The sequence below is a fragment of the Mesorhizobium sp. M8A.F.Ca.ET.208.01.1.1 genome, assembly GCF_004791315.1.
Classification (GTDB): domain Bacteria; phylum Pseudomonadota; class Alphaproteobacteria; order Rhizobiales; family Rhizobiaceae; genus Mesorhizobium.
On the sequence record NZ_SRUT01000001.1, the window covers coordinates 504,836 to 523,732 of the forward strand.

The 18,897-nt window shown below is 63.9% G+C and carries 18 protein-coding genes; 9 read left to right on the plus strand and 9 right to left on the minus strand.

Features of this window, described 5'->3' with window-relative positions; translation table 11 throughout:
- Nucleotides 1-147: 147 nt before the first annotated feature.
- A complete protein-coding gene (locus EN851_RS02440; protein ID WP_127280148.1) occupies nucleotides 148-645 on the plus strand; it encodes a MaoC family dehydratase in 498 nt (165 codons plus the stop codon).
- A gap of 141 nt (nucleotides 646-786) precedes the next feature.
- Here EN851_RS02440 and EN851_RS02450 read toward each other — a convergent pair whose 3' ends face one another.
- Nucleotides 787-2,244 (minus strand): MFS transporter, encoded by a 1,458-nt coding sequence (locus EN851_RS02450; protein ID WP_135928458.1) that lies wholly within the window; start codon nucleotides 2,242-2,244, stop codon nucleotides 787-789.
- A 131-nt stretch (nucleotides 2,245-2,375) separates the two neighbouring features.
- On the opposite strand from EN851_RS02450, the gene EN851_RS02455 reads away from it, so the two are divergent.
- Nucleotides 2,376-3,266, plus strand: a complete 891-nt coding sequence (locus EN851_RS02455; RefSeq protein ID WP_135928459.1) for a LysR family transcriptional regulator — start codon at nucleotides 2,376-2,378, stop codon at nucleotides 3,264-3,266.
- A 4-nt stretch (nucleotides 3,267-3,270) separates the two neighbouring features.
- On the opposite strand, the gene EN851_RS02460 is transcribed toward EN851_RS02455, so the two are convergent.
- Nucleotides 3,271-4,674, minus strand: a complete 1,404-nt coding sequence (locus EN851_RS02460) for a PLP-dependent aminotransferase family protein (RefSeq protein ID WP_135928460.1) — start codon at nucleotides 4,672-4,674, stop codon at nucleotides 3,271-3,273.
- Between the two features lie 106 nt (nucleotides 4,675-4,780).
- On the opposite strand from EN851_RS02460, the gene EN851_RS02465 reads away from it, so the two are divergent.
- Nucleotides 4,781-5,671 carry a DMT family transporter gene (locus EN851_RS02465; RefSeq protein WP_135928461.1) on the plus strand — a complete coding sequence of 297 codons (891 nt, stop codon included), beginning with the start codon at nucleotides 4,781-4,783 and terminating at the stop codon, nucleotides 5,669-5,671.
- An 18-nt stretch (nucleotides 5,672-5,689) separates the two neighbouring features.
- Here EN851_RS02465 and EN851_RS02470 read toward each other — a convergent pair whose 3' ends face one another.
- Entirely contained in the window at nucleotides 5,690-6,730 is a 1,041-nt protein-coding gene (locus tag EN851_RS02470) for a zinc-dependent alcohol dehydrogenase family protein (RefSeq protein WP_135866787.1), read from the minus strand.
- 116 nt (nucleotides 6,731-6,846) lie between these two features.
- The gene (locus EN851_RS02475) at nucleotides 6,847-7,308 is read right to left on the minus strand and encodes a helix-turn-helix domain-containing protein (protein WP_135928462.1); all 462 of its coding nucleotides are present in this window, start codon (nucleotides 7,306-7,308) and stop codon (nucleotides 6,847-6,849) included.
- A gap of 99 nt (nucleotides 7,309-7,407) precedes the next feature.
- On the opposite strand from EN851_RS02475, the gene EN851_RS02480 reads away from it, so the two are divergent.
- Nucleotides 7,408-8,652 (plus strand): MFS transporter, encoded by a 1,245-nt coding sequence (locus tag EN851_RS02480; protein WP_135928463.1) that lies wholly within the window; start codon nucleotides 7,408-7,410, stop codon nucleotides 8,650-8,652.
- Nucleotides 8,653-8,654: 2 nt separating this feature from the next.
- On the opposite strand, the gene maiA is transcribed toward EN851_RS02480, so the two are convergent.
- Both maiA and EN851_RS02490 read right to left on the minus strand, forming a co-directional pair.
- Nucleotides 8,655-9,305, minus strand: coding sequence for a maleylacetoacetate isomerase (gene maiA, locus EN851_RS02485; protein ID WP_135928464.1), 651 nt, complete (start codon nucleotides 9,303-9,305; stop codon nucleotides 8,655-8,657).
- Between the two features lie 10 nt (nucleotides 9,306-9,315).
- Nucleotides 9,316-10,014, minus strand: a complete 699-nt coding sequence (locus EN851_RS02490; protein WP_135880557.1) for a fumarylacetoacetate hydrolase family protein — start codon at nucleotides 10,012-10,014, stop codon at nucleotides 9,316-9,318.
- 221 nt (nucleotides 10,015-10,235) lie between these two features.
- Between EN851_RS02490 and EN851_RS02495 the strand changes: the two genes are divergently transcribed.
- Entirely contained in the window at nucleotides 10,236-10,919 is a 684-nt protein-coding gene (locus EN851_RS02495; RefSeq protein ID WP_135928465.1) for a response regulator transcription factor, read from the plus strand.
- Between the two features lie 15 nt (nucleotides 10,920-10,934).
- Here EN851_RS02495 and EN851_RS02500 read toward each other — a convergent pair whose 3' ends face one another.
- The 3 genes from EN851_RS02500 to EN851_RS02510 are packed head-to-tail and all read right to left on the minus strand — an operon-like array spanning nucleotide 10,935 to nucleotide 13,674.
- Nucleotides 10,935-12,275 carry a hybrid sensor histidine kinase/response regulator gene (locus tag EN851_RS02500; RefSeq protein WP_135915751.1) on the minus strand — a complete coding sequence of 447 codons (1,341 nt, stop codon included), beginning with the start codon at nucleotides 12,273-12,275 and terminating at the stop codon, nucleotides 10,935-10,937.
- A 14-nt stretch (nucleotides 12,276-12,289) separates the two neighbouring features.
- A complete protein-coding gene (locus EN851_RS02505) occupies nucleotides 12,290-13,426 on the minus strand; it encodes an FIST signal transduction protein (RefSeq protein WP_127872680.1) in 1,137 nt (378 codons plus the stop codon).
- Between the two features lie 29 nt (nucleotides 13,427-13,455).
- Nucleotides 13,456-13,674 carry a hypothetical protein gene (locus EN851_RS02510; protein WP_127872679.1) on the minus strand — a complete coding sequence of 73 codons (219 nt, stop codon included), beginning with the start codon at nucleotides 13,672-13,674 and terminating at the stop codon, nucleotides 13,456-13,458.
- Between the two features lie 62 nt (nucleotides 13,675-13,736).
- Between EN851_RS02510 and EN851_RS02515 the strand changes: the two genes are divergently transcribed.
- The 4 genes from EN851_RS02515 (at nucleotide 13,737) to EN851_RS02530 (ending at nucleotide 18,894) form a co-directional block, all read left to right on the plus strand.
- Nucleotides 13,737-14,240, plus strand: coding sequence for a (2Fe-2S)-binding protein (locus EN851_RS02515; RefSeq protein ID WP_135866804.1), 504 nt, complete (start codon nucleotides 13,737-13,739; stop codon nucleotides 14,238-14,240).
- 109 nt (nucleotides 14,241-14,349) lie between these two features.
- Nucleotides 14,350-16,695 (plus strand): xanthine dehydrogenase family protein molybdopterin-binding subunit, encoded by a 2,346-nt coding sequence (locus EN851_RS02520; protein ID WP_127872677.1) that lies wholly within the window; start codon nucleotides 14,350-14,352, stop codon nucleotides 16,693-16,695.
- A 113-nt stretch (nucleotides 16,696-16,808) separates the two neighbouring features.
- Nucleotides 16,809-17,606, plus strand: coding sequence for a xanthine dehydrogenase family protein subunit M (locus tag EN851_RS02525; RefSeq protein ID WP_127872676.1), 798 nt, complete (start codon nucleotides 16,809-16,811; stop codon nucleotides 17,604-17,606).
- 262 nt (nucleotides 17,607-17,868) lie between these two features.
- On the plus strand, nucleotides 17,869-18,894 hold the full coding sequence (locus tag EN851_RS02530) for an acyltransferase (RefSeq protein WP_127872675.1): 1,026 nt from the start codon (nucleotides 17,869-17,871) through the stop codon (nucleotides 18,892-18,894).
- The last annotated feature ends 3 nt before the right edge of the window (nucleotides 18,895-18,897 follow it).

Genomic DNA, 18,897 nt, shown 5'->3' on the forward strand with positions numbered 1-18,897 from the left:
TCGAAAAGTCCGGTTCGGGCCTGCCATTGCGTGGCAAGGCGTGGCACGAGTGAGCTCGAATCCGGCGGAACGGATTTGCGCGGAACGAATTGACAGAGGCCGCCGGTTCGTGGTCCGGAAGCTCTGGAAGCGATCGGGAAAGCAGGAATGACGGAAGTACGGCCTAAAACGCCGCCAACCTACGAACAGCTGAGAACGATGTCCGGACAGGAACTCGGCGTCTCGGAATGGACCACGGTCGACCAGAACCGCATCAACCAGTTCGCCGAATGCACCGGCGACCATCAATGGATCCACGTCGATCCCGAACGGGCGCGGCGGCAAAGCCCGTTCCGCACCACGATCGCGCATGGCTATCTGACGTTGTCGATCATCGGCGCGCTGGCCCTCGAAATGGGGATCGTGCCCGAGAATACGCAGGCCGCCTTCAACTATGGTTTCGACAAGGTGCGTTTCCTGGCGCCGGTCAGGGTCGGCGCGCGCATCCGCCTGCGCACGACGCTGCTTTCCATGGAAGACCGGGGTCCAGGCCAATATCTGATGAAGGCAGCCAACACGGTCGAGATCGAAGGCGAGGAAAAGCCGGCGCTGATGGCTGAAACGCTCGTCATGCTTTACGAGCGCCGCAAACGGGCAGGGGCCTGAACGGCGATCGCCAGGCCCCTCGCGTCATTTCATCGGCCGTAACAGTTCCGGCAAAGACGATGCCCATGGCCATCACCCACATGGGCAGGATGAAGGTCGTGAAGGAGGGGCGGCGAAGGCGAGCGGTCAAACGATTGCGGTTCAACGCCGGTTGGGTTCCGCTCGGCGGTCGGCGCGGACGGAGAGCATGGCAAGGACCAGCGCGGCCAGGGCCAGGGCCGTGGCCACCCGGAAGGTGATCTGCATGCCTTGGGTCGCCGCCGCGGAACTCAAGAGCTGCTGTCCGATCCCTTGCTGTGCATCACTCGATGCGATCGCGAATATGGCACCCATCAGCGATGCGCCGGTGATGAGACCAAGATTGCGCGCCAGGTTGAGCAGACCGGAAACGACGCCACGTTCGTTTGCGCTTACACCGCCCATGACGGCCGCGTTGTTGGCGGTCTGGAACAGGGCGTAGCCGAAGCAGGTGACGGTGATTGGAGCGACGTAGCTGGCAACGCCGAGCTTGGTCACAGCGAGCGACAGGAGGCACGTTCCCGTTACGAGGCAGAGCAGACCGGCGACCATCATCCGGTGGGCACCGAAGCGATCGGTCAGCCGGCCGGCCAGCAGCGCCGACAGGGTCGAGACAAGCGGCCCGGTCGAAAGCGCCATTCCAACCATCGCGGCATTCAATCCGAGCCCGCGCGACAGGTAGAACGGAGCAACCACCAGGGTTGCCATCATCACCGTGGCGACGATCAGGCTCATGGCGAGGCCGGCGCTCAGCCGCGGGTCGCGGAACCGGGCGAGTTGGACGAGGGGCGCCTTCGCTTTTGCCTGAGCGATGGCGAACACGATGACGCCGATACCGGCCGCGACCAGCAGGCCCAGATTGAGCACGCCGAAATTGCCTCGGCCAAGCGTCAACGCCAGGGCATAGGCGCCCAAGGTAAGGGCCAGCAGGGCGGTGCCCGTGACGTCAAATGTGCCTCGACCGGCCTCCATTGTTTCGCCGCGCGCCGGCAAGCCACGCCAGGCGAGGGCGAAGGTCAGAAGACCCAGCGGCCCATTGACGAGAAAGATCGCCCGCCAGCCGAGGCCGGCGATCAACAAGCCGCCAAGCGAAGGCCCGAGGGTCGTGCCGATCGCGGACATGGCGCCGAGCAGGCCCATGGCGCTGCCGGTTCGCTCCTTGCTTACGGTTTCCGCGACGAAGGCCAGCGTCAGCGCCATCATCAGCGCGGCGCCAAGTCCCTGAAGGGCGCGCGCCCCGATCAGCAGCGAGAGTGTCGGTGCCAGTCCGCAGACCACCGATGCCAGCGTGAACAGCGCGATGCCACAAAGCAGCAAAGGCCGACGCCCGAACATGTCGGCCAGCCGTCCGGCGCCGACGATCAGCGTCGTGATGGCGAGCAGATAGGCGAGAACCACCCATTGCACGGCCTGGAACGATGCATCGAAGGCTTGCATCAGCGAAGGCAGGCCGACGCTGGCAATGCTGGTTCCCAGTGACGATAGCAGCGTGGCGAGCGACAGGCTCACCAGCGCCAGGCCAGCGGACTGGGCCTGTCGCGGCACCGATATCAGTTCCCGATTTTGCTCAACGACTGCCAAGGCGATCTCCTTTCTGTCTGCTCCGGAACCGGAGCTGTCGGAGATCTAGTCTTGTGTCCGATGCGGCGGAAGGCGCAGCTTTTGCATCTTATTCGTGCATCGGACGCCATATCATATGCTACGATCGATCCATGACATCGCCCGATCTCAATCTCCTCTTTGCCCTCGACGTCCTGCTGGCCGAAGGCAGCGTGGCGCGCGCGGCGCGCCGGCTGCGGCTCAGCCCCTCGGCGATGAGCCGGACGCTGGCGCGGCTGCGCGAGGCAACGGGCGATCCTCTGCTGGTGCGCGCCGGGCGCGGCCTGGTGGCGACGCCGCGTGCGGAGGAATTGCGGCGACAGGTCGGCCGTGTCGTCCAAGACGCGGAGGTGCTCCTGCGCCCGACCGAGTTGCTTGATCCCCGGAGCCTGGACCGGATCTTCACATTGCGCACCAACGAAAGCTTCGTCGAGGAGTTCGGGCCTCGCCTCGTCGCCCGCACCGAGGCCGATGCGCCAGGGGTGCGGCTGCGTTTCGCACCGAAGTCCGACAAGGATGCGATGTCGCTGCGCGAAGCGGCGATCGACCTGGAAATCGGCGTTGCCGGCGAGACCGGACCCGAGGTGCGCATCCAGGCCCTGTTTCGCGACCGCTTTGTCGGTGCCGTGCGGGCCGGCCATCCCCTGGCCGAGGGCAAGGTGACGCCCGAGCGTTATGCGGCTGGCCGGCACATCAGCGTCTCGCGACGCGGCCGCGAGAAGGGACCGATCGACGAGGCCCTGGGCATGATTGGCTTGCAGCGGAGGGTCGTGTGCATGGTCTCAGGTTTTTCGGCGGCACTTGCCATGGCCCGGGCCTCGGATCTGATTGCCAGCGTGCCCGAGCGGCATACGGCAGGAGCGCGCGCCGGCATGCATAGTTTTGCGCTGCCGGTCGCTACCGTGGACGTCACTATCTCCATGCTCTGGCATCCGCGTCTCGATGCCGACCCGGCGCAACGCTGGCTGCGGGACTGCGTGCGGGAAGTCTGTGCGGGTCGCTGACCGATCAGCGCGCCATCGCCGTTTCGAGCACTTTGAAAATCCGCTCGTCCGCGCATTGGGCAACGTTGAAGCGCAGGAAGCGGCTGGCTGACTGCGACAGGCTGAACGCATTGCCGGGTGCCAGAACGATGTTGTCGGCGAGCGCGCGGCGGGCGACGTCGGCCGCGTCCACCCCGTCCGGCAGGCCGCACCACAGGAACAGCCCGGCCGGTTGGTCGATCCACGGCGTGATGCCGATCGCCTTCAGCCGGGCGCTGGTCTCGCCCATGGCACGCGAGAGGCGCGCGCGCAGCAAATCCATGTGCTTGCGGTAGCTGCCGTCCTTCAGCAACGTCAGCACAAGTTCGGCCGCCAGCCGTCCGCCGCCGAAAGTCGTGGCGATCTTGAGGTCGGCCAGGCCCTCGATCCAGTCGCGGGGGGCGGCGATGAAGCCGCAGCGGACCGACGCCGACAGCGTCTTGGAGAAACTGCCGATCTGGACAACGCGGCTAAGGCCGTCGAACGCCGCCAGCCTGGGGGCAGGGGCATGTTCGAAATCGGCGAAGATGTCGTCCTCGACGATGGTCAGGCCCGACTGGTCGGCCAGTTTGAGCAGACGATGGGCCGTCACCGGAGACAGGATCGCCCCCGTCGGATTGTGAATGGCGGAGTTGGTGATGTAGAGGCGCGGCCGGTGTTCGGCGAGCGCCTGGGCGAATAGCTCGATATCAGGCCCCGATTGCGTGTAGGGGACGCTGACGACCTTGGCGCGATGGGCACGCAGCAAAGCGTGGAAATTGAAATAGCAGGGATCGTCGACCAGCACGGTGTCGCCGGGCTCGATCAGGAACCGGCAGAGCAGGTCGATGGCCTGGGTGCCCGATTCCGTCAGCATGATCTGTTCGGGCGAAGCTTCGATGCCATGCCCGGCCAGGCGCCGCGCCAGCAATTGCCGCAGCGGCGGCAGCCCGAGCGGCGTGCCGTAGTCGGCAAGCGCGACATCGTCGGCACGCGCGACCGTGCGCAATGCCCTGCGGAGCCCGGCCTGTGGCATCCATGAAGCCGGCAGCCAGCCGCAGCCGGGTTTCAGGACTTCCTCGCCAGCCTCCAGCGACTGGCGCGAAACCCAGAGCGGATCGACGGCACGATCGAGCCGGGGGCCGATCTCGGCCAAAGACAGCGGCGCCAGCGAGCCGGCGGCATAAAAACCGGAACCCGGCCGGGAGCGGATCGCGCCTTCGGCGGCGAGCCGCTCATAGGCTTCGACGACGGTGGATTTGGATACCTGCATGGACTTCGCGAAGGCACGGATAGACGGTAACCGGGTTCCCGGTGTCAGGCTGCGCGCGGCGATCCGCTGACGGATGGTCGCCATCACACTCTCCACAAGGGTGCGTGCGCCGTCGGGTTCCAAAGCAAGGTCTGTCATCCGTACTGCTCAATTCGCCATTACAGTTTCATCGAATTGTACCCCATTGTCTCTGGCCGCACCACGGGCGTTCGCACGATAGAGGGCGAAAGCAATGGAGCCTGCAATGGACAAGACGGCGAGCGGCTGGGTGAACGGATTTATCGGCGTGCTGATTTTTAGCGGCTCGTTGCCGGCGACGCGCGTGGCGGTGATGGATCTCGATCCGATATTCCTGACATCGGCCCGCGCGCTCATAGCCGGCCTGCTCGGTCTCGCCTTGCTGCTTGTGTTCCGCGAGAAGCGCCCCGCGCGTCATGACTTGCTGTCGCTCATCATCGTTGCGCTTGGCGTGGTCGTCGGCTTCCCCTTGCTGACGGCGCTCGCGCTGAAGCATGTCACTTCGGCCCATTCCATCATCTTTGTCGGCTTGCTGCCGCTGGCGACCGCGATCTTCGGCGTGTTGCGCGGCGGTGAACGGCCAAGGCCGGCCTTTTGGCTGTTCTCATGCCTTGGCAGTGCGCTGGTGGCGGGCTTCGCGCTTGCGCAAGGCGTGACGGCTTCGCCGGTCGGCGATGGGCTGATGCTTGCGGCCATCATCGTCTGCGGGCTTGGCTACGCCGAGGGTGCCGCACTGTCGCGCAGGCTCGGTGGCTGGCAAGTGATCTGCTGGGCGCTGGTGCTGTCCCTACCGGTCATGCTGGTGCTGACGTTCGCGACCCTGCCGCCGTCCTTCGCCAGCGTCGGCTCCAATGCCTGGATCGGTCTTGGCTATGTCTCGCTGTTCAGCATGCTAATCGGCTTCGTCTTCTGGTATCGCGGCCTGGCGCAGGGCGGCATTGCGGCGGTCAGCCAGTTGCAGCTGCTGCAGCCGTTTTTCGGGCTCGCATTGGCGGCGACGCTGCTGCATGAACAGGTCAGTCCGCTGATGATCGTCGCTACACTCGGCGTGGTGCTTTGCGTGTTCGGCGCGAAGAGATTCGCCAAGCAGGATTTGCCGCGGCGTGCGGCTGCATAGTGATGATGCCGACCCTCGCTAGAACTTCGTCACCACGCCAATGCCGATGCCCTCGAAACCGCCCATCGCCATCAAGGCCGCGGGCGCCTCGTCGAGGCTGATCTTCTTGCCGACCAGCAGTTCGGGCTTCAGCTTGCCGTGGCGGATCATCTCCATCATCGCGGGGTAGCGATAGGCCTGCATGCCGTGGCTGCCGAGGATTTCGAGCTCGAAGGCGATCACCTTGTCCATCGGCACCTGGGGGCGGGCGTGCTCGCCCAGCATCAGGCCGACCTGCACGTGACGTCCACGCCGGCGCAGGTTGGCTATCGAGTTGAAGGACGTCGTGGGGTGACCGAGCGCGTCCATCGACATGTGGGCGCCGCCATTGGTGATCTGCTTGACGGCCTTGACGACGTTCGGCGTCGTGGACGCGTTGATGGTCGCCACGGCGCCGATCTTTTTGGCGAAGTCCAGTTTCTCGTCGGTGAGGTCGATGGCGATGACATTGGCGCCCATCGAGCTGGCAATCATGATCGCCGACAGGCCAACGCCGCCGCAGCCATGCACCGCCACCCACTCGCCCGGCGTCACCCGGCCCTGGTCGACGATGGCGCGGAACGAGGTGACGAAACGACAGCCGAGGCTGGCGGCGGTGGCGAATTCCATTTCGTCGGGAAGGCGCACCAGATTGGTGTCGGCGTGCTCGATAGCGACATATTCGGCGAACGAGCCCCAGCCGGTGAAGCCAGGCTGTGTCTGATGCTCGCAGACCTGGTGATTGCCGGAGTTGCATTCGAAGCAGCGGCCGCAGCCGACGGCGAACGGCACGGTGACGCGCTCGCCCGCCTTCCAGCGGGTGACCTGTTTGCCGGCCGCCACAACCACGCCGGCCAGTTCATGTCCCGGCACGTGCGGTAGGGTGATGCCGTCATCATGGCCCATCCAGCCATGCCAGTCGCTGCGGCACAGCCCGGTCGCCTCGACCTTGATGACGACGCCATCGGCAGCCGGCTTGGGATCGGGAACAGTCTGGATCGTCGGCGCTTCGCCGAATTTTTCGAAGACGACGGCTTTCATCGGTCACTCCACCCTTGAGACGGCATGTGTCACCGGAAAGATAGCCGATTCCTTGTCCGGTCAAGCGGAAATCGATTCCACCAGGATGGCCGCTCCGCCGAACCAAGGAACGACGTTTACCTGTTTTCCCGGTTGCGGAAATCGGCAAGCCTGGTGTCGCCGGGGGCTAGCAGACGACCGTCTTCGGCATGCACTTCAAGGCGCTTTATCGGCCTGCCGCTCTCGGTATCCACCATGAATGTGTAGGGCTCGCCGGGGCCGGAGAAATAGGTCTCGCCCCATTGGCGCAAGGCGACCAGCACGTAGAACAGGCCGCGTCCTTTTTGCGTCAGCACATATTCATGATGCGCGCCGCCGTTGGGCGCTGGGACGGTTTCGAGGATGCCGTGCGTAACCAGATTGCGCAGGCGCGCCGACAGGATGTTCTTGGCAACGCCGAGACTTTTCTGGAACTCACCGAAGCGCCGCAACCCGTCGAACGCGTCGCGCACGATGAGCAGCGACCACCAGTCGCCAATCGCGTCGAGCGGTCGTGCGATCAGGCAGTCCGCACTCTGGTGGCTCGTTCGTTTCACCATGGCAATGGTTGGTCCAGATCGGTCATTTTGGTTGCAACATAAAACTGTTCTGTCTATCCAGCAAGCGGTTTCAATTTGAAACCTTTTGCGGAGAGCGACATGAATATAGAGGTGATGAACGGCGCCGCGACGAAGGCGGAGCGAACCGAGGAGCGCGAGCAGGTGACGCCGGCGTCATCGCCGGGATTGTCCGGGATGACCACGCTGATTTTCGCCGTTGCCTGCGGCCTGAGCGTCGCTAATGTCTATTTCGCCCATCCGCTGCTCGACGCCATGGCCCATGATTTCGCCATTGCGCCGGCCTCGATCGGCATCGTGGTGATGGTCACCCAGATCGGCTATGCGCTCGGCCTGTTGTTCATCGTGCCGCTTGGCGACCTGTTCGATCGCCGCAAGCTGATTGCGGGGCAGGCGGTGCTTTCGGCGGTGGCGCTGATAGCCGTCGGGGTCGCGCCGAACGCGGCGATGCTGCTGGCGAGTCTCGCCGTTGTCGGACTGCTTGCCGTGGTGGTGCAGGTGCTGGTGGCCTACGCGGCCGATCTCGCCGCGCCATCGCAACGGGGGCGGGCGGTCGGCACCGTCACCAGCGGCGTCATAACAGGGATCCTGCTTGCCCGCTTCGTCGCCGGCGTCGTCGCCGATTTCGCCGGCTGGCGCTGGGTCTATGTCGTCTCGGCCGCGCTCACCCTATTCATGGCGGTGCTTCTCTACCTCATCCTGCCGCGCCATGAGGCGGAGAGGCCAAGCACATCCTATCCGCGCCTGCTGGCCTCGGTGGTGCTCTTGTTCGTGAAGGAGCCACTGCTGCGTGTGCGCGCGGTTCTCGCCCTGCTGATCTTCGCCAGCTTCAACGTGCTGTGGGCGCCGCTGGTGCTGCCGCTCAGCGCGCCACCGTTCTCGCTGTCGCACACCGCAATCGGACTTTTCGGGCTCGCCGGCGTCGCCGGCGCGCTGGGGGCGCGATGGACCGGTGGCCTGGTGGATCGGGGACGCGGGCAACTGGTCACCGGGCTCAGCCTGCTGCTGATGACAGCGGCTTGGTTGCCGATCGCCTTCATGGGCATGTCGCTGTGGCTACTGGTCGCCGGCATCGTCATGCTGGATCTGGCGATCCAGGCCACACACGTCACCAACCAGAGCCTGATCTTCGCGCGTCGACCGGATGCCCGCAGCCGGCTGGTCGGTGGCTACATGATCTTCTATTCGCTCGGCAGCGCGCTGGGCTCGATCGCCTCGACCACGGCCTATGGCGCCGCCGGCTGGAGCGGCGTCTCATTGCTCGGCGTTGGCATCGGCTTGCTGGCGCTGCTGTTCTGGGCGCTGACGCTGCGAGTCGGCCGGTGAACCTACTCGGAATCGATCTGGTTCTGTGGCGCGGCTTTCTGGAATGCGGGTAGCGCCATGCAGGCGGCGTTGATGCGCGAAATTGTCGGGTAGGGCGTCATATCGACGCCGAAACGGGCGTTGCTGGTGACCTGTGCCGCCAGGCAGATGTCTGCCAGCCCGGGCGTGTCGCCGTGACAGAATGTGCCGGTTTCGGGCGAAGCCGTCAGCAATGTCTCGAGTGGGCCAAAACCTTCATTGACCCAATGCCGGAACCAGTTGGCGACGTCCTGGTCGCCGGCGCCGAACAGGGTGCGCAGCGAGGTCAGCACGCGCAGATTGTTCACCGGGTGGATGTCGCAGGCGATCATCTGCGCCAGCATCCTGACCCGCGCCCTGCCAAGCGGGTCTTTCGGCAGCAGCGCCGGTTCCGGCGTGGTCTCGTCGAGGAATTCGATGATCGCCAGCGATTGCGTCAGCAGCGTGCCATCTTTGCAGATCAGCGCCGGGACCAACCCTTGAGGGTTGACCGCGAGATAGGCCGCTTCCAGATGTTCGCCATGGCGCAGGTGATGCGGAACATAGTCATAGCTCAGCCCCTTCATCTCCAGCGCGATCCGCACCCGATAGGAGGTGGAAGAGCGATAGTAGTTGTGCAGGACGATATTGCTCATGACTTTTCACTCATGACCGCGGCTGGCCGATGGTCACTTCGATCGTGCCGATGCCCTCGACCCCGCCTGATATCGTCTCGCCCGGCCTGACCGCGCCGACCCCGGCGGGCGTGCCGGTGAAGATCAGGTCGCCCGGTTGCAATTCGACAGCCTCGCTGCAGGTCGAGACGATGTCCGCCACAGGCCAGATCAGTTCGGCGAGGTCGGCATCCTGTTTCACCGCGCCGTCGACGGCGAGCCAGATACGCCCCTTCGCCGGATGCCCGGCTTTTTGTGCCGGGACCAGCGGGCCGCAAGGCGCGGAACGGTCGAATGCCTTCGACCAGTCCCAGGGCCGCGCAGCCTTCTTGGCGACGTCCTGCAGGTCGCGGCGGGTGAGGTCGATGCCGACGGCATAACCCCAGACATGATCCAGTGCCTCGTCGCGGGATATGCGAAAGCCTGATGTACCGATCGCCACCACCAGTTCGATCTCGAAGTGGAGGTTTTGCGTCAGCGGCGGGTAGGGGATTTCAGTGCCGGAATCGACCACCGCGTCGGCTGGTTTGGTGAAGAAGAAGGGCGGATCACGCTCGTCATTGCCGAATTCGCGCGCATGCGCCGCGTAGTTGCGGCCAACGCAGAAAATACGCCGCACGGCAAAGCGTTCGCTGGAGCCGGCAATGGCGACGGAAGGCGTTGGCGGCACGGCAAGGACAAAGGCGGTCATGGCGATCTCTGCGTTTGATGACGGCACATTCGGCCGATTTCGGGGGTCGGGCAAGGCGTCGTTTTTCATAAAGCACGGGCTTTGCCGCGGCTGGATAAAGAATTCAGGCTTCCCATCATTTTTTGCAGCGATGAATCCCGTCAACAGGCGATAGACTATTTGCCAATAATCCGGCCACAGTCAGGAGACTATGGTGTGCCCGGTAAACCGGAACGAGCCCTATGACAGCCCCTACCGATCGTGCCCGGTTCCTCATCATCGACGACCATCCGCTGTTTCGCGAGGCGCTGCACAGTGCCGTGCAGATGGCTTATCCCGAGGTCGATACGGTCGAGGCACGGTCGATTGCCGAGGCGCTGGATCTGTTGGCCGACGCCAAGCCTTTCGACCTTGCGCTTCTCGACCTCAGCATGCCCGACGTGCACGGCTTCGAGGGGCTCCTGCAGCTCAGGACCCGCTATCCGCGCCTGCCTGTGGTGATCGTATCGGGTCATGAGGAGCCGAGGATCATTTCAGAGGCCTTGTCCTATGGTGCCGCCGGCTTCATCCCGAAATCGGCGCGCAAGAGCGATCTCGCCGCCGCCATCCGCTCGGTGATGGACGGCGCCGTCTATGTACCGGAGAATTACGAAGGCCAGCCGCCGGATCCCGACAGAACCGACCGCGCCGACATGGTGCAGCGGCTTTCCAAGCTGACGCCGCAGCAATTGCGCGTGCTGCAGATGCTGCGCCAGGGCCTGCTCAACAAGCAGATCGCCTACGAGCTGCAGGTCGGCGAGACGACGGTGAAGGCGCATGTGTCGGAGATATTGCGCAAGCTAAACGTCTATAGCCGCACGCAAGCGGTGATCGAGGTGTCGAAACTGGACAATGCGGAGCTGTTTCGGGATCAGGCCGGATTTTGAGCCATTAACTGTCCCCTAAGCCAGCAAATGCGCCAGCAGCGCGCGCAGTTGCGCGGGCTTCACTGGCTTGCGCATCAACTCGATGCCGCCGGCGCGGGCGGCCTTGGCGACAGCTTCCGAACTGTCGGCGGTGACGATCAACGCCGGCACGGCGCGGCCAAGATAGTCGCGGACCTCCGATATTGTCGCGGTGCCGAGATCGCCGCCGTCGAGATGCTGGTCGGCGATGACGATATCAGGCACCCAATCGGTGTCGCCAAGCAGGTCAAGCGCATCGTCGGTCGAGGTCGCGGCGCGTACCAGGCACTGCCAGCGCTCAAGCAGGAAGGTCATGGCTTCCAGCACCTCGGCATCGTTTTCGACCAGCAGCACCTTGGTGCCGAACAGGCCGTAGCCGCGCGGCCGCTCCAGGCTGGCGGCACTGGCGATGGCGTCGGCTGGCGCGCCGATGCCGACGGGAACATCGATGTGGAAGATGGTGCCGCGGCCGACCCTGGAGGAAAACGTCACGGGGTGGCCGAGCGCGCCGGCCATGCGGCGAACGATGGCCAGCCCGAGCCCAAGACCACCGCCGTCGATCTCGGCACTGGCCGGCGAGGTGCCGCGATGGAATTCCTCGAACACCGCTTCGCGCTGATCCTCCGGAATGCCGCAGCCGGTGTCGGCGACATCGATGCGGATGGTGTCGCCGCGATGGCGTGTGCCGACAAGGACGCCGCCCGAGCGTGTATAACCCAGCGCGTTGGAGAGAATGTTCTGCAGGATACGGCGCAGCAGCGTCCTGTCCGAGCGAACAACCGCATTGACCGGCCGGAATTTCAGCGACAGCCCCTTCAACTGCGCCACAGGCTCGAAATCCGAACGCAGCGACGAGAACAACGCCTCCAGGCTGACGTCGCCAATGTCGGGCTGGACTACGCCCGCGTCGAGCTTGGAAATGTCGAGCAAGGTGCGCAGCAGGTCTTCCATGGTTTCCAGCGAGCGCTCGACCTGCCGCACCAGCTTTTTTCCCTCCTCGCTGGTCTGCACCTCGGCAAGCGCCGAGACGGAGAGGTGGGCGGCGTTCAGCGGCTGCAGCACGTCGTGGCTGGCGGCGGCGAGGAACCTTGTCTTGGACAGGTTCGCCAGTTCGGCGTTTTCCTTGGCGGCGCTGAGGTCGATGTTCGATTGCTCCAGCCTGCGCAAGGTCGAATGCAGTTCCTCGGTGCGCGTACGCACCCGGTTTTCCAGCGAGATCGCGGTCTGGAACAGCGAAAAGGCGTTGCCTTGCTGGTCCATCGAGCGCTCGACGCGGCTGACCAGGGCGGCGTTGATCCTCTTCAGCCTGTCGAGATCGTTGATGTCCCTGAGCGGCATTTTGTTACGCCGCCCTATTCAGCCGCTTGCCGGTCACCGAAAGCGATGCCGGTGAAAGTCTGGTTCAGGTGCATCGACCGGTATTGTTCGCCATAGGTGCCGAAGCCGACGACATTGTTGACCCGGTAGAGCTCCGAAATATCGCGAAAGACCTGCCGGTTGCGTGCGTCCAGCCGGCGCAGCACGCAGTCGAAGCCAAGGATCATATCGATACCGCCCAGCCTTTCCTCGACCTCGCGCAATGCCGCTCGTGTCGATTCCACCATGTCCTTGGGTTGGGCGATCGACAGCACCACACCGTCGTCGATGGCGCAGAAGAACGACAGCGAGCCATCCGCGTGCATCCTCTGGATCGAGCGGCAGTAATATTCGCCGCCCACCTTCACCACCACGGGATGCGAGGCGAAGCTCAGCGGTGTCAGGGTCTGCGGCAGGATGCCGACCGAAGCGGCATATTCCTCGGCCGCATTGGTGGCGTTGAACTCCCGCACGATGCGGTGATCCGGATCGGACGCGGTCACCACCAGCTTTTCGTCGGTGGGAACGAAGTTGTCGGTCTTGAAGACGTGGAACGGAATTTCCGTGGCGACCAGCACGATGATGGCGCTGTCCGAAGCGACCCTGCCGTTCGAGATCAGACGCGTCGTCTCGAATTTCAAATCGTCGCCGGCCGAGCCGCCGAGCAGCGGTATGTCGTCAAGACCCCAGTGGATGGCCGAACTCACCGCTTCCTCGGCATAGGACAGCCCGTCGATGAAGCAGAGCGCGAAGGTGTTCCTGGTCTGCTCGCCGCCGAGCCGGGCGCGCAGCGTGCGCCTCAGGGCCTCGACCTCTTCGGTGATCCTGTCCATGCCCGAAGTCGACAAATTGTCGACCATGGTGCTGACCGCCGTGAAGGATGCCGAGGGCAGCAGCATCGCCAGCATATGGCCTTCCTCGAGCCCCTGCGGCGTAATCTCGCCGGCGGTCGAACAACCGGCGTGGTGGAGCCCCGGCGCGTGGACCGAGAGTGCCCGCGACAGGGCCCCGGCCTCGACAAGGCTCTGGGAAAAGAACACGAGGGCGAAGCCGGCATCGATGGCGGCGGCCTCGGCGGCTACCGCGCGTGCGAAATCATCCGGGTCGGGCTCGTCCGTGGTCAGCGCCGACAAGCCGCATGCATAGCGCGTCCGTGAACCTGTCAGCGGCGTTCTCCCGCATTTCCTCCGACGCCTTCTTGTGCGCTGCTTTTCGAGTGCTTCTTGTGCGCGGCGTCGAAGGCATTGTTGCCGCCACGAGGCGTTTTGGCAATGGGGCCACAGGAATGCGCTTCGGTGCCCTGGCCATGATCGAAAGTACAATGATCCGCCTTTTCCGTCGTGCTGTTTTTTGTGCATTGTGCAGTGTACGAATAACGCATGGCCGAAGTGCCAACGGCTCGTCGGCAGCGTGATGACCAAGGTTGACACCCAGGGAGGGGCTATGTCGGACGTTTCGTTGATGGTGAACGGCAAGCGGGTTGGCGGTGTCGTCGAGGATCGAACGCTGCTCGTCCATTTCCTGCGGGAGAATCTCGGCCTGACCGGCACCCATGTCGGTTGCGACACCTCGCAGTGCGGATCCTGCGTCGTCCATGTCGACGGCAAGGCGGTCAAGTCCTGCACGATGCTCGCGGTCCAGGCGTCCGGGTCGACAGTGGTCACGATCGAAGGTCTCGCCAACGGCGCCGACCTGCATCCCGTCCAGGCGGCCTTCAAGGAATATCACGGCCTGCAATGCGGCTTTTGCACGCCAGGCATGATCATGGCTGCAACCGACATGATCAACCGCCATCCCGAAGGCCTCGACGAGGCGACGGTGCGGGCAGAACTCGAAGGCAACATCTGCCGCTGCACCGGCTACCACAACATCGTGAAGGCGATCCTGGCCGCATCGAAGACGATGTCGAAGAGCGCCGCGAAGGGCAAGGCGAAACAGGCAGCTTAGGCAATAGGCAATAGGCAATAGTGAGTAGGGCAAACATCGATATGACCACGAGCCCTTCCACTACTGCCTAACCCCTACTGCTTATCCCCTAAATTCGGGAGGAATTTCCATGGGCATCGAAGGTGTTGGCGCTCGGGTCGCGCGCAAGGAAGACAAAAGGTTCATCACCGGCGCCGGCCGCTATGTCGACGACATGGTGGTGCCCGGCATGAAGCATGCGGCCTTCGTGCGCAGCCCGCACGCCCATGCGCAGATCAAGAAGATCGACGTGAGAACGGCTCAGGGCATGCCGGGCGTCATCGGCGTCCTGACCGGCAAGGAACTCAAGGCCGACGGTATCGGCAACCTCATCTGCGGCTGGATGATCCATTCCAAGGACGGTTCGCCGATGAAGATGGGCGCTTGGTCGCCGCTGGCCGTCGACAAAGTCCGTTATGTCGGCGATGCCGTCGTCATCGTCGTGGCCGAGACCAAGGGCCAGGCACGCGATGCCGCCGAGGCGGTCGAAATCACCTACAAGGAACTTAAGGCGGTCGTCGATGCCACAAAGGCACTCGAAAAGGGCGCGCCCCAGGTTCATGCCGAAGCCGAGAACAACCTGATCTTCGACTGGGAGATCGGCGACGGCAAGGCGACCGATGCCGCCATCAAGGCGGCAGCGCACGTCACCCGCATGAAGATCGTCAACAACCGGCTGGTGCCCAACGCCATGGAGCCACGCGCCGCACTTGGCCATTACGACAAGGCCGAGGATCATTACACCTGCTGGACGACATCGCAGAACCCGCATGTCGCGCGACTGGTGATGAGTGCTTTCTACAATGTCGCGCCCGAAAACAAGCTGCGGGTGATCGCGCCGGACGTCGGCGGCGGCTTCGGCTCCAAGATCTATATCTACCCGGAAGAGATCGTCTGCCTGTGGGCCTCGAAGAAGACCGGCGTGCCAGTCAAATGGGTCGCCGATCGCACGGAGAGCTTCCTCACCGACGCCCATGGCCGCGACCACGTCTCGACGGTGGAGATGGCTTTCGACAAGAACAACAGGATCACCGGGCTGAAGGTCGATACGATCGCCAATCTCGGCGCCTACATGTCGCTGTTCTCGTCCTGCGTGCCGACCTATCTCTACGCCACGCTCTTGTCGGGCCAGTATGACATCCCGGCCATCCACGCCAATGTGCGCACCGTCTACACCAACACGGCACCCGTCGATGCCTATCGCGGGGCAGGGCGGCCGGAAGCCACCTATCTGCTGGAACGCACCATGGAGGCCGCGGCACGCGAACTCGGCGTGTCTCCCGCGGACCTCAGGCGCAAGAACTTCATCACGACGTTTCCGCACCAGACACCGGTGATCATGAACTACGACGCCGGCGACTATGCGACCTCGCTCGACGCGGCGATGAAGACCGCCGACTATGCCGGCTTTGCCGCGCGCAAGGCGGATGCGGCTGGGAAGGGCAAGCTGCGCGGCATTGGCATGAGCTGCTATATCGAGGCCTGCGGCATCGCGCCGTCGGCGGCGGTCGGCTCGCTTGGCGCCGGTGTCGGCCTGTGGGAATCGGCTGAAGTGCGTGTGAACGCCGTCGGCACGATCGAGGTGCTGACGGGCTCGCACAGTCATGGCCAGGGCCATGAGACGACATTCGCGCAACTGGTCAATCAGCGCTTTGGGGTGCCGATCGACTCGGTTTCGATCGTCCATGGCGACACCGACAAGGTGCAGATGGGCATGGGCACCTACGGTTCGCGTTCGGGCGCGGTCGGCATGTCGGCAATTGCCAAGGCGCTCGACAAGGTGGAGGCCAAGGCCAAGAAGATCGCGGCCCATCTGCTCGAAGCCGACGAGGGCGATATCGTCATCGAGAATGGCGAGGTCAAGGTGGCCGGGACCGACAAGAGCCTGCCGTGGTTCCAGGTGGCCTTGGCTGCCTATACCGCGCATAATCTGCCCGCCGGCATGGAGCCAGGACTGAAGGAAACGGCGTTCTACGATCCGGCGAACTTCACCTTCCCGGCGGGCTGCTACATCTGCGAGGTCGAGATCGATCCGGAAACCGGAACGACGGAGATCGTCCAGTTCGTGGCGGCGGACGATTTCGGCAACATCATCAATCCGATGATCGTCGAGGGCCAGGTGCATGGCGGTATCGCCCAGGGCGTGGGGCAGGCGCTGCTGGAGGGCGCTCACTACGACGCCAGCGGCCAGCTGCTGACGGCAAGTTATATGGATTACACCATGCCGCGTGCCGGCGACCTGCCGTCGTTCAAGGTCTCGACGTCGAACACGCCGTGTCCGAGCAACCCGCTCGGCATCAAGGGCTGCGGCGAGGCCGGTGCCATCGGCTCGCCGCCGGCGGTGATCAATGCCATCACCGATGCCATCGGCATCGCCGACATCGCCATGCCGGCCACGCCGTCGACCGTGTGGGCCGCGATCCGCGCCGCGAAATGAGTGAGTGGGGAGTAGTGAGTAGCGAATAGGGCACCGTATCCAGCTCCGGCGGCGACGTTCCCACTACTGACTACTCACTGCTACTACTGCCTGACCACTTAGGGGAGGATCCCATGTACGCAGTCAACTATCACCGTGCCGCCTCGGTCACTGAAGCCGCCAAGCTCGTGAAGAATGGGGACGCCAAGCTGCTGTCGGGCGGCATGACGTTGATCCCCGCCATGAAGACGCGGCTGGCGGCCCCTTCCGATCTGGTCGACCTGTCACGCATCAAGGAGCTGCAAGGCGTCAAGGTGTCAGGCAAGACGGTCACGATCGGCGCGGCCACGACCCACTACGATGTCGCCAATGACGAGAAGCTGCGCAAGGCCTGCCCGGCGCTTGCCCATTTGGCGTCGCTGATCGGCGACCCGGCGGTTCGCCACAAGGGCACGATCGGCGGCTCGATCGCCAACAATGACCCGGCGGCGGACTATCCGGCGGCGCTGCTTGCGCTGGGCGCCACCATCATCACCAACAAGCGCGAGATATCAGCCGACAAGTTCTTCAAGGGGTTGTTCGAAACCGCCTTGAAGGATGGCGAGATCGTCACGGCGGTCTCCTTCACCTCTCCGGCAAAGGCCGCGTACGAAAAATTCCGCAACCCGGCCTCGCGCTACGCGATCGTCGGCGTGTTCGTGGCCAAGGGCAAGGATGGCGTCCGGGTTGCCGTCACCGGCGCCGGCGACGACGGCGTCTTCCGCTCGAAGGAGATCGAGGCGGCACTCGCCAAGAGCTTCGATGCCGCTTCGCTCAATGGCGTGAAAGTGCCGGCGAAGAACTTGATGAGCGACATCCACGCTTCATCAGACTACCGCGCCAATCTGATCGCGGTCATGGCCAAGCGCGCCGTGGCGGCAGCCAACGCCTGACGCAAGATCGATTGCGGACAAAAAGGGCCTGTAGCGGCCCCTCTTTCTTTCCTGGCACGTGTAGCTGCCTAGCCCCCGGCGCCGCGTCCCATCCTCTGCTTGAAGCAATTGCGGCCCATGCTTGCTTGGGAATCGCATTGGCGACAATCTCGCACTTGCACAAATTCATATTGCACTGCAGTATGGGTTGGGGCGGGAATGCGAGCCGGGTTCGGAATCCATACCGCCGTGCCCTTTCGCATGCCAATGCGAAGGGATCGGCATGTCCGAAATTTCCGCGACCCATTTGGTTCCGTCCCGAACGATCGCCGACCGATCGGCGGCCAGGACAAGACTGGCCTATCTCGATGGCTGGCGCGGCCTGTCGATCGCCCTGGTGCTGATCGGGCATTTTCTCCCCGTTCCCGGCATCAATCTGGGCGTGCTGGGTGTCGAATTCTTTTTCGTGCTCAGCGGCCGGCTGATGGCCGAAATCCTGTTCATCGAACGCTATCCACTGAAGAAATTCTTCAAACGCCGCTTCTCGCGCATCTATCCGGCGCTTCTGGTCTTTGTCGTCCTCGCCATGGTCGCGCTCTCCGGCACCTTCATCGCCTTCAAATGGAAGGCGGCCCTGACGGCGCTGACATTCAGCTACAACTATGCCGGAATTCTCCTGAACCGGGCCGGCGCACTCGACCACATCTGGTCGCTCTGCGTCGAGGAGCATGCCTACATTATCCTGGCGGCGATCAGCGCAATCGTTGCCAGCCGAAGCCGTGTCGTGCCGCTGCTGCTGGTCTTGGCTGCGCTGGCCATGGCCAATGGCGCGGCTTCCTACTGGTTCCTGCACATGGACTATGAAACCACATACTGGCGCACCGACGTGCACATCGCCTCGATCCTGCTGTCGGCCGCGATCTGCCTGCTCAAGGCCGACGGCAAGCTCCCGTCCTTGCTGAAGGGACCCTATGTCGCCGTTGCGGCGGCTGCCGGCGCGGTCTTCCTGTTCATGGACGCCGTGCCGACACCGATCCACTACCTGGTCGCGGTGCCGTTGCTGGCGATTGCCGTCAACGCGCTGGATTTCAGCACGAGGTTCTTGTCGGGATGGCTGTCATCCTTGCCGATGACGACACTGGGCCTGTGGTCGTATTCGCTCTATCTGTGGCAGCAGCCCTTCTACAAATTCGTCTACGATCAGGGCACCAACCCATGGCCGATGCTGGCCGGCGTCTTTGCCTGCGCGCTCTGCAGCTACTACCTCATCGAGCGCCCGGCGCGTGAATGGCTCAACCGCAATTGGTGAGTG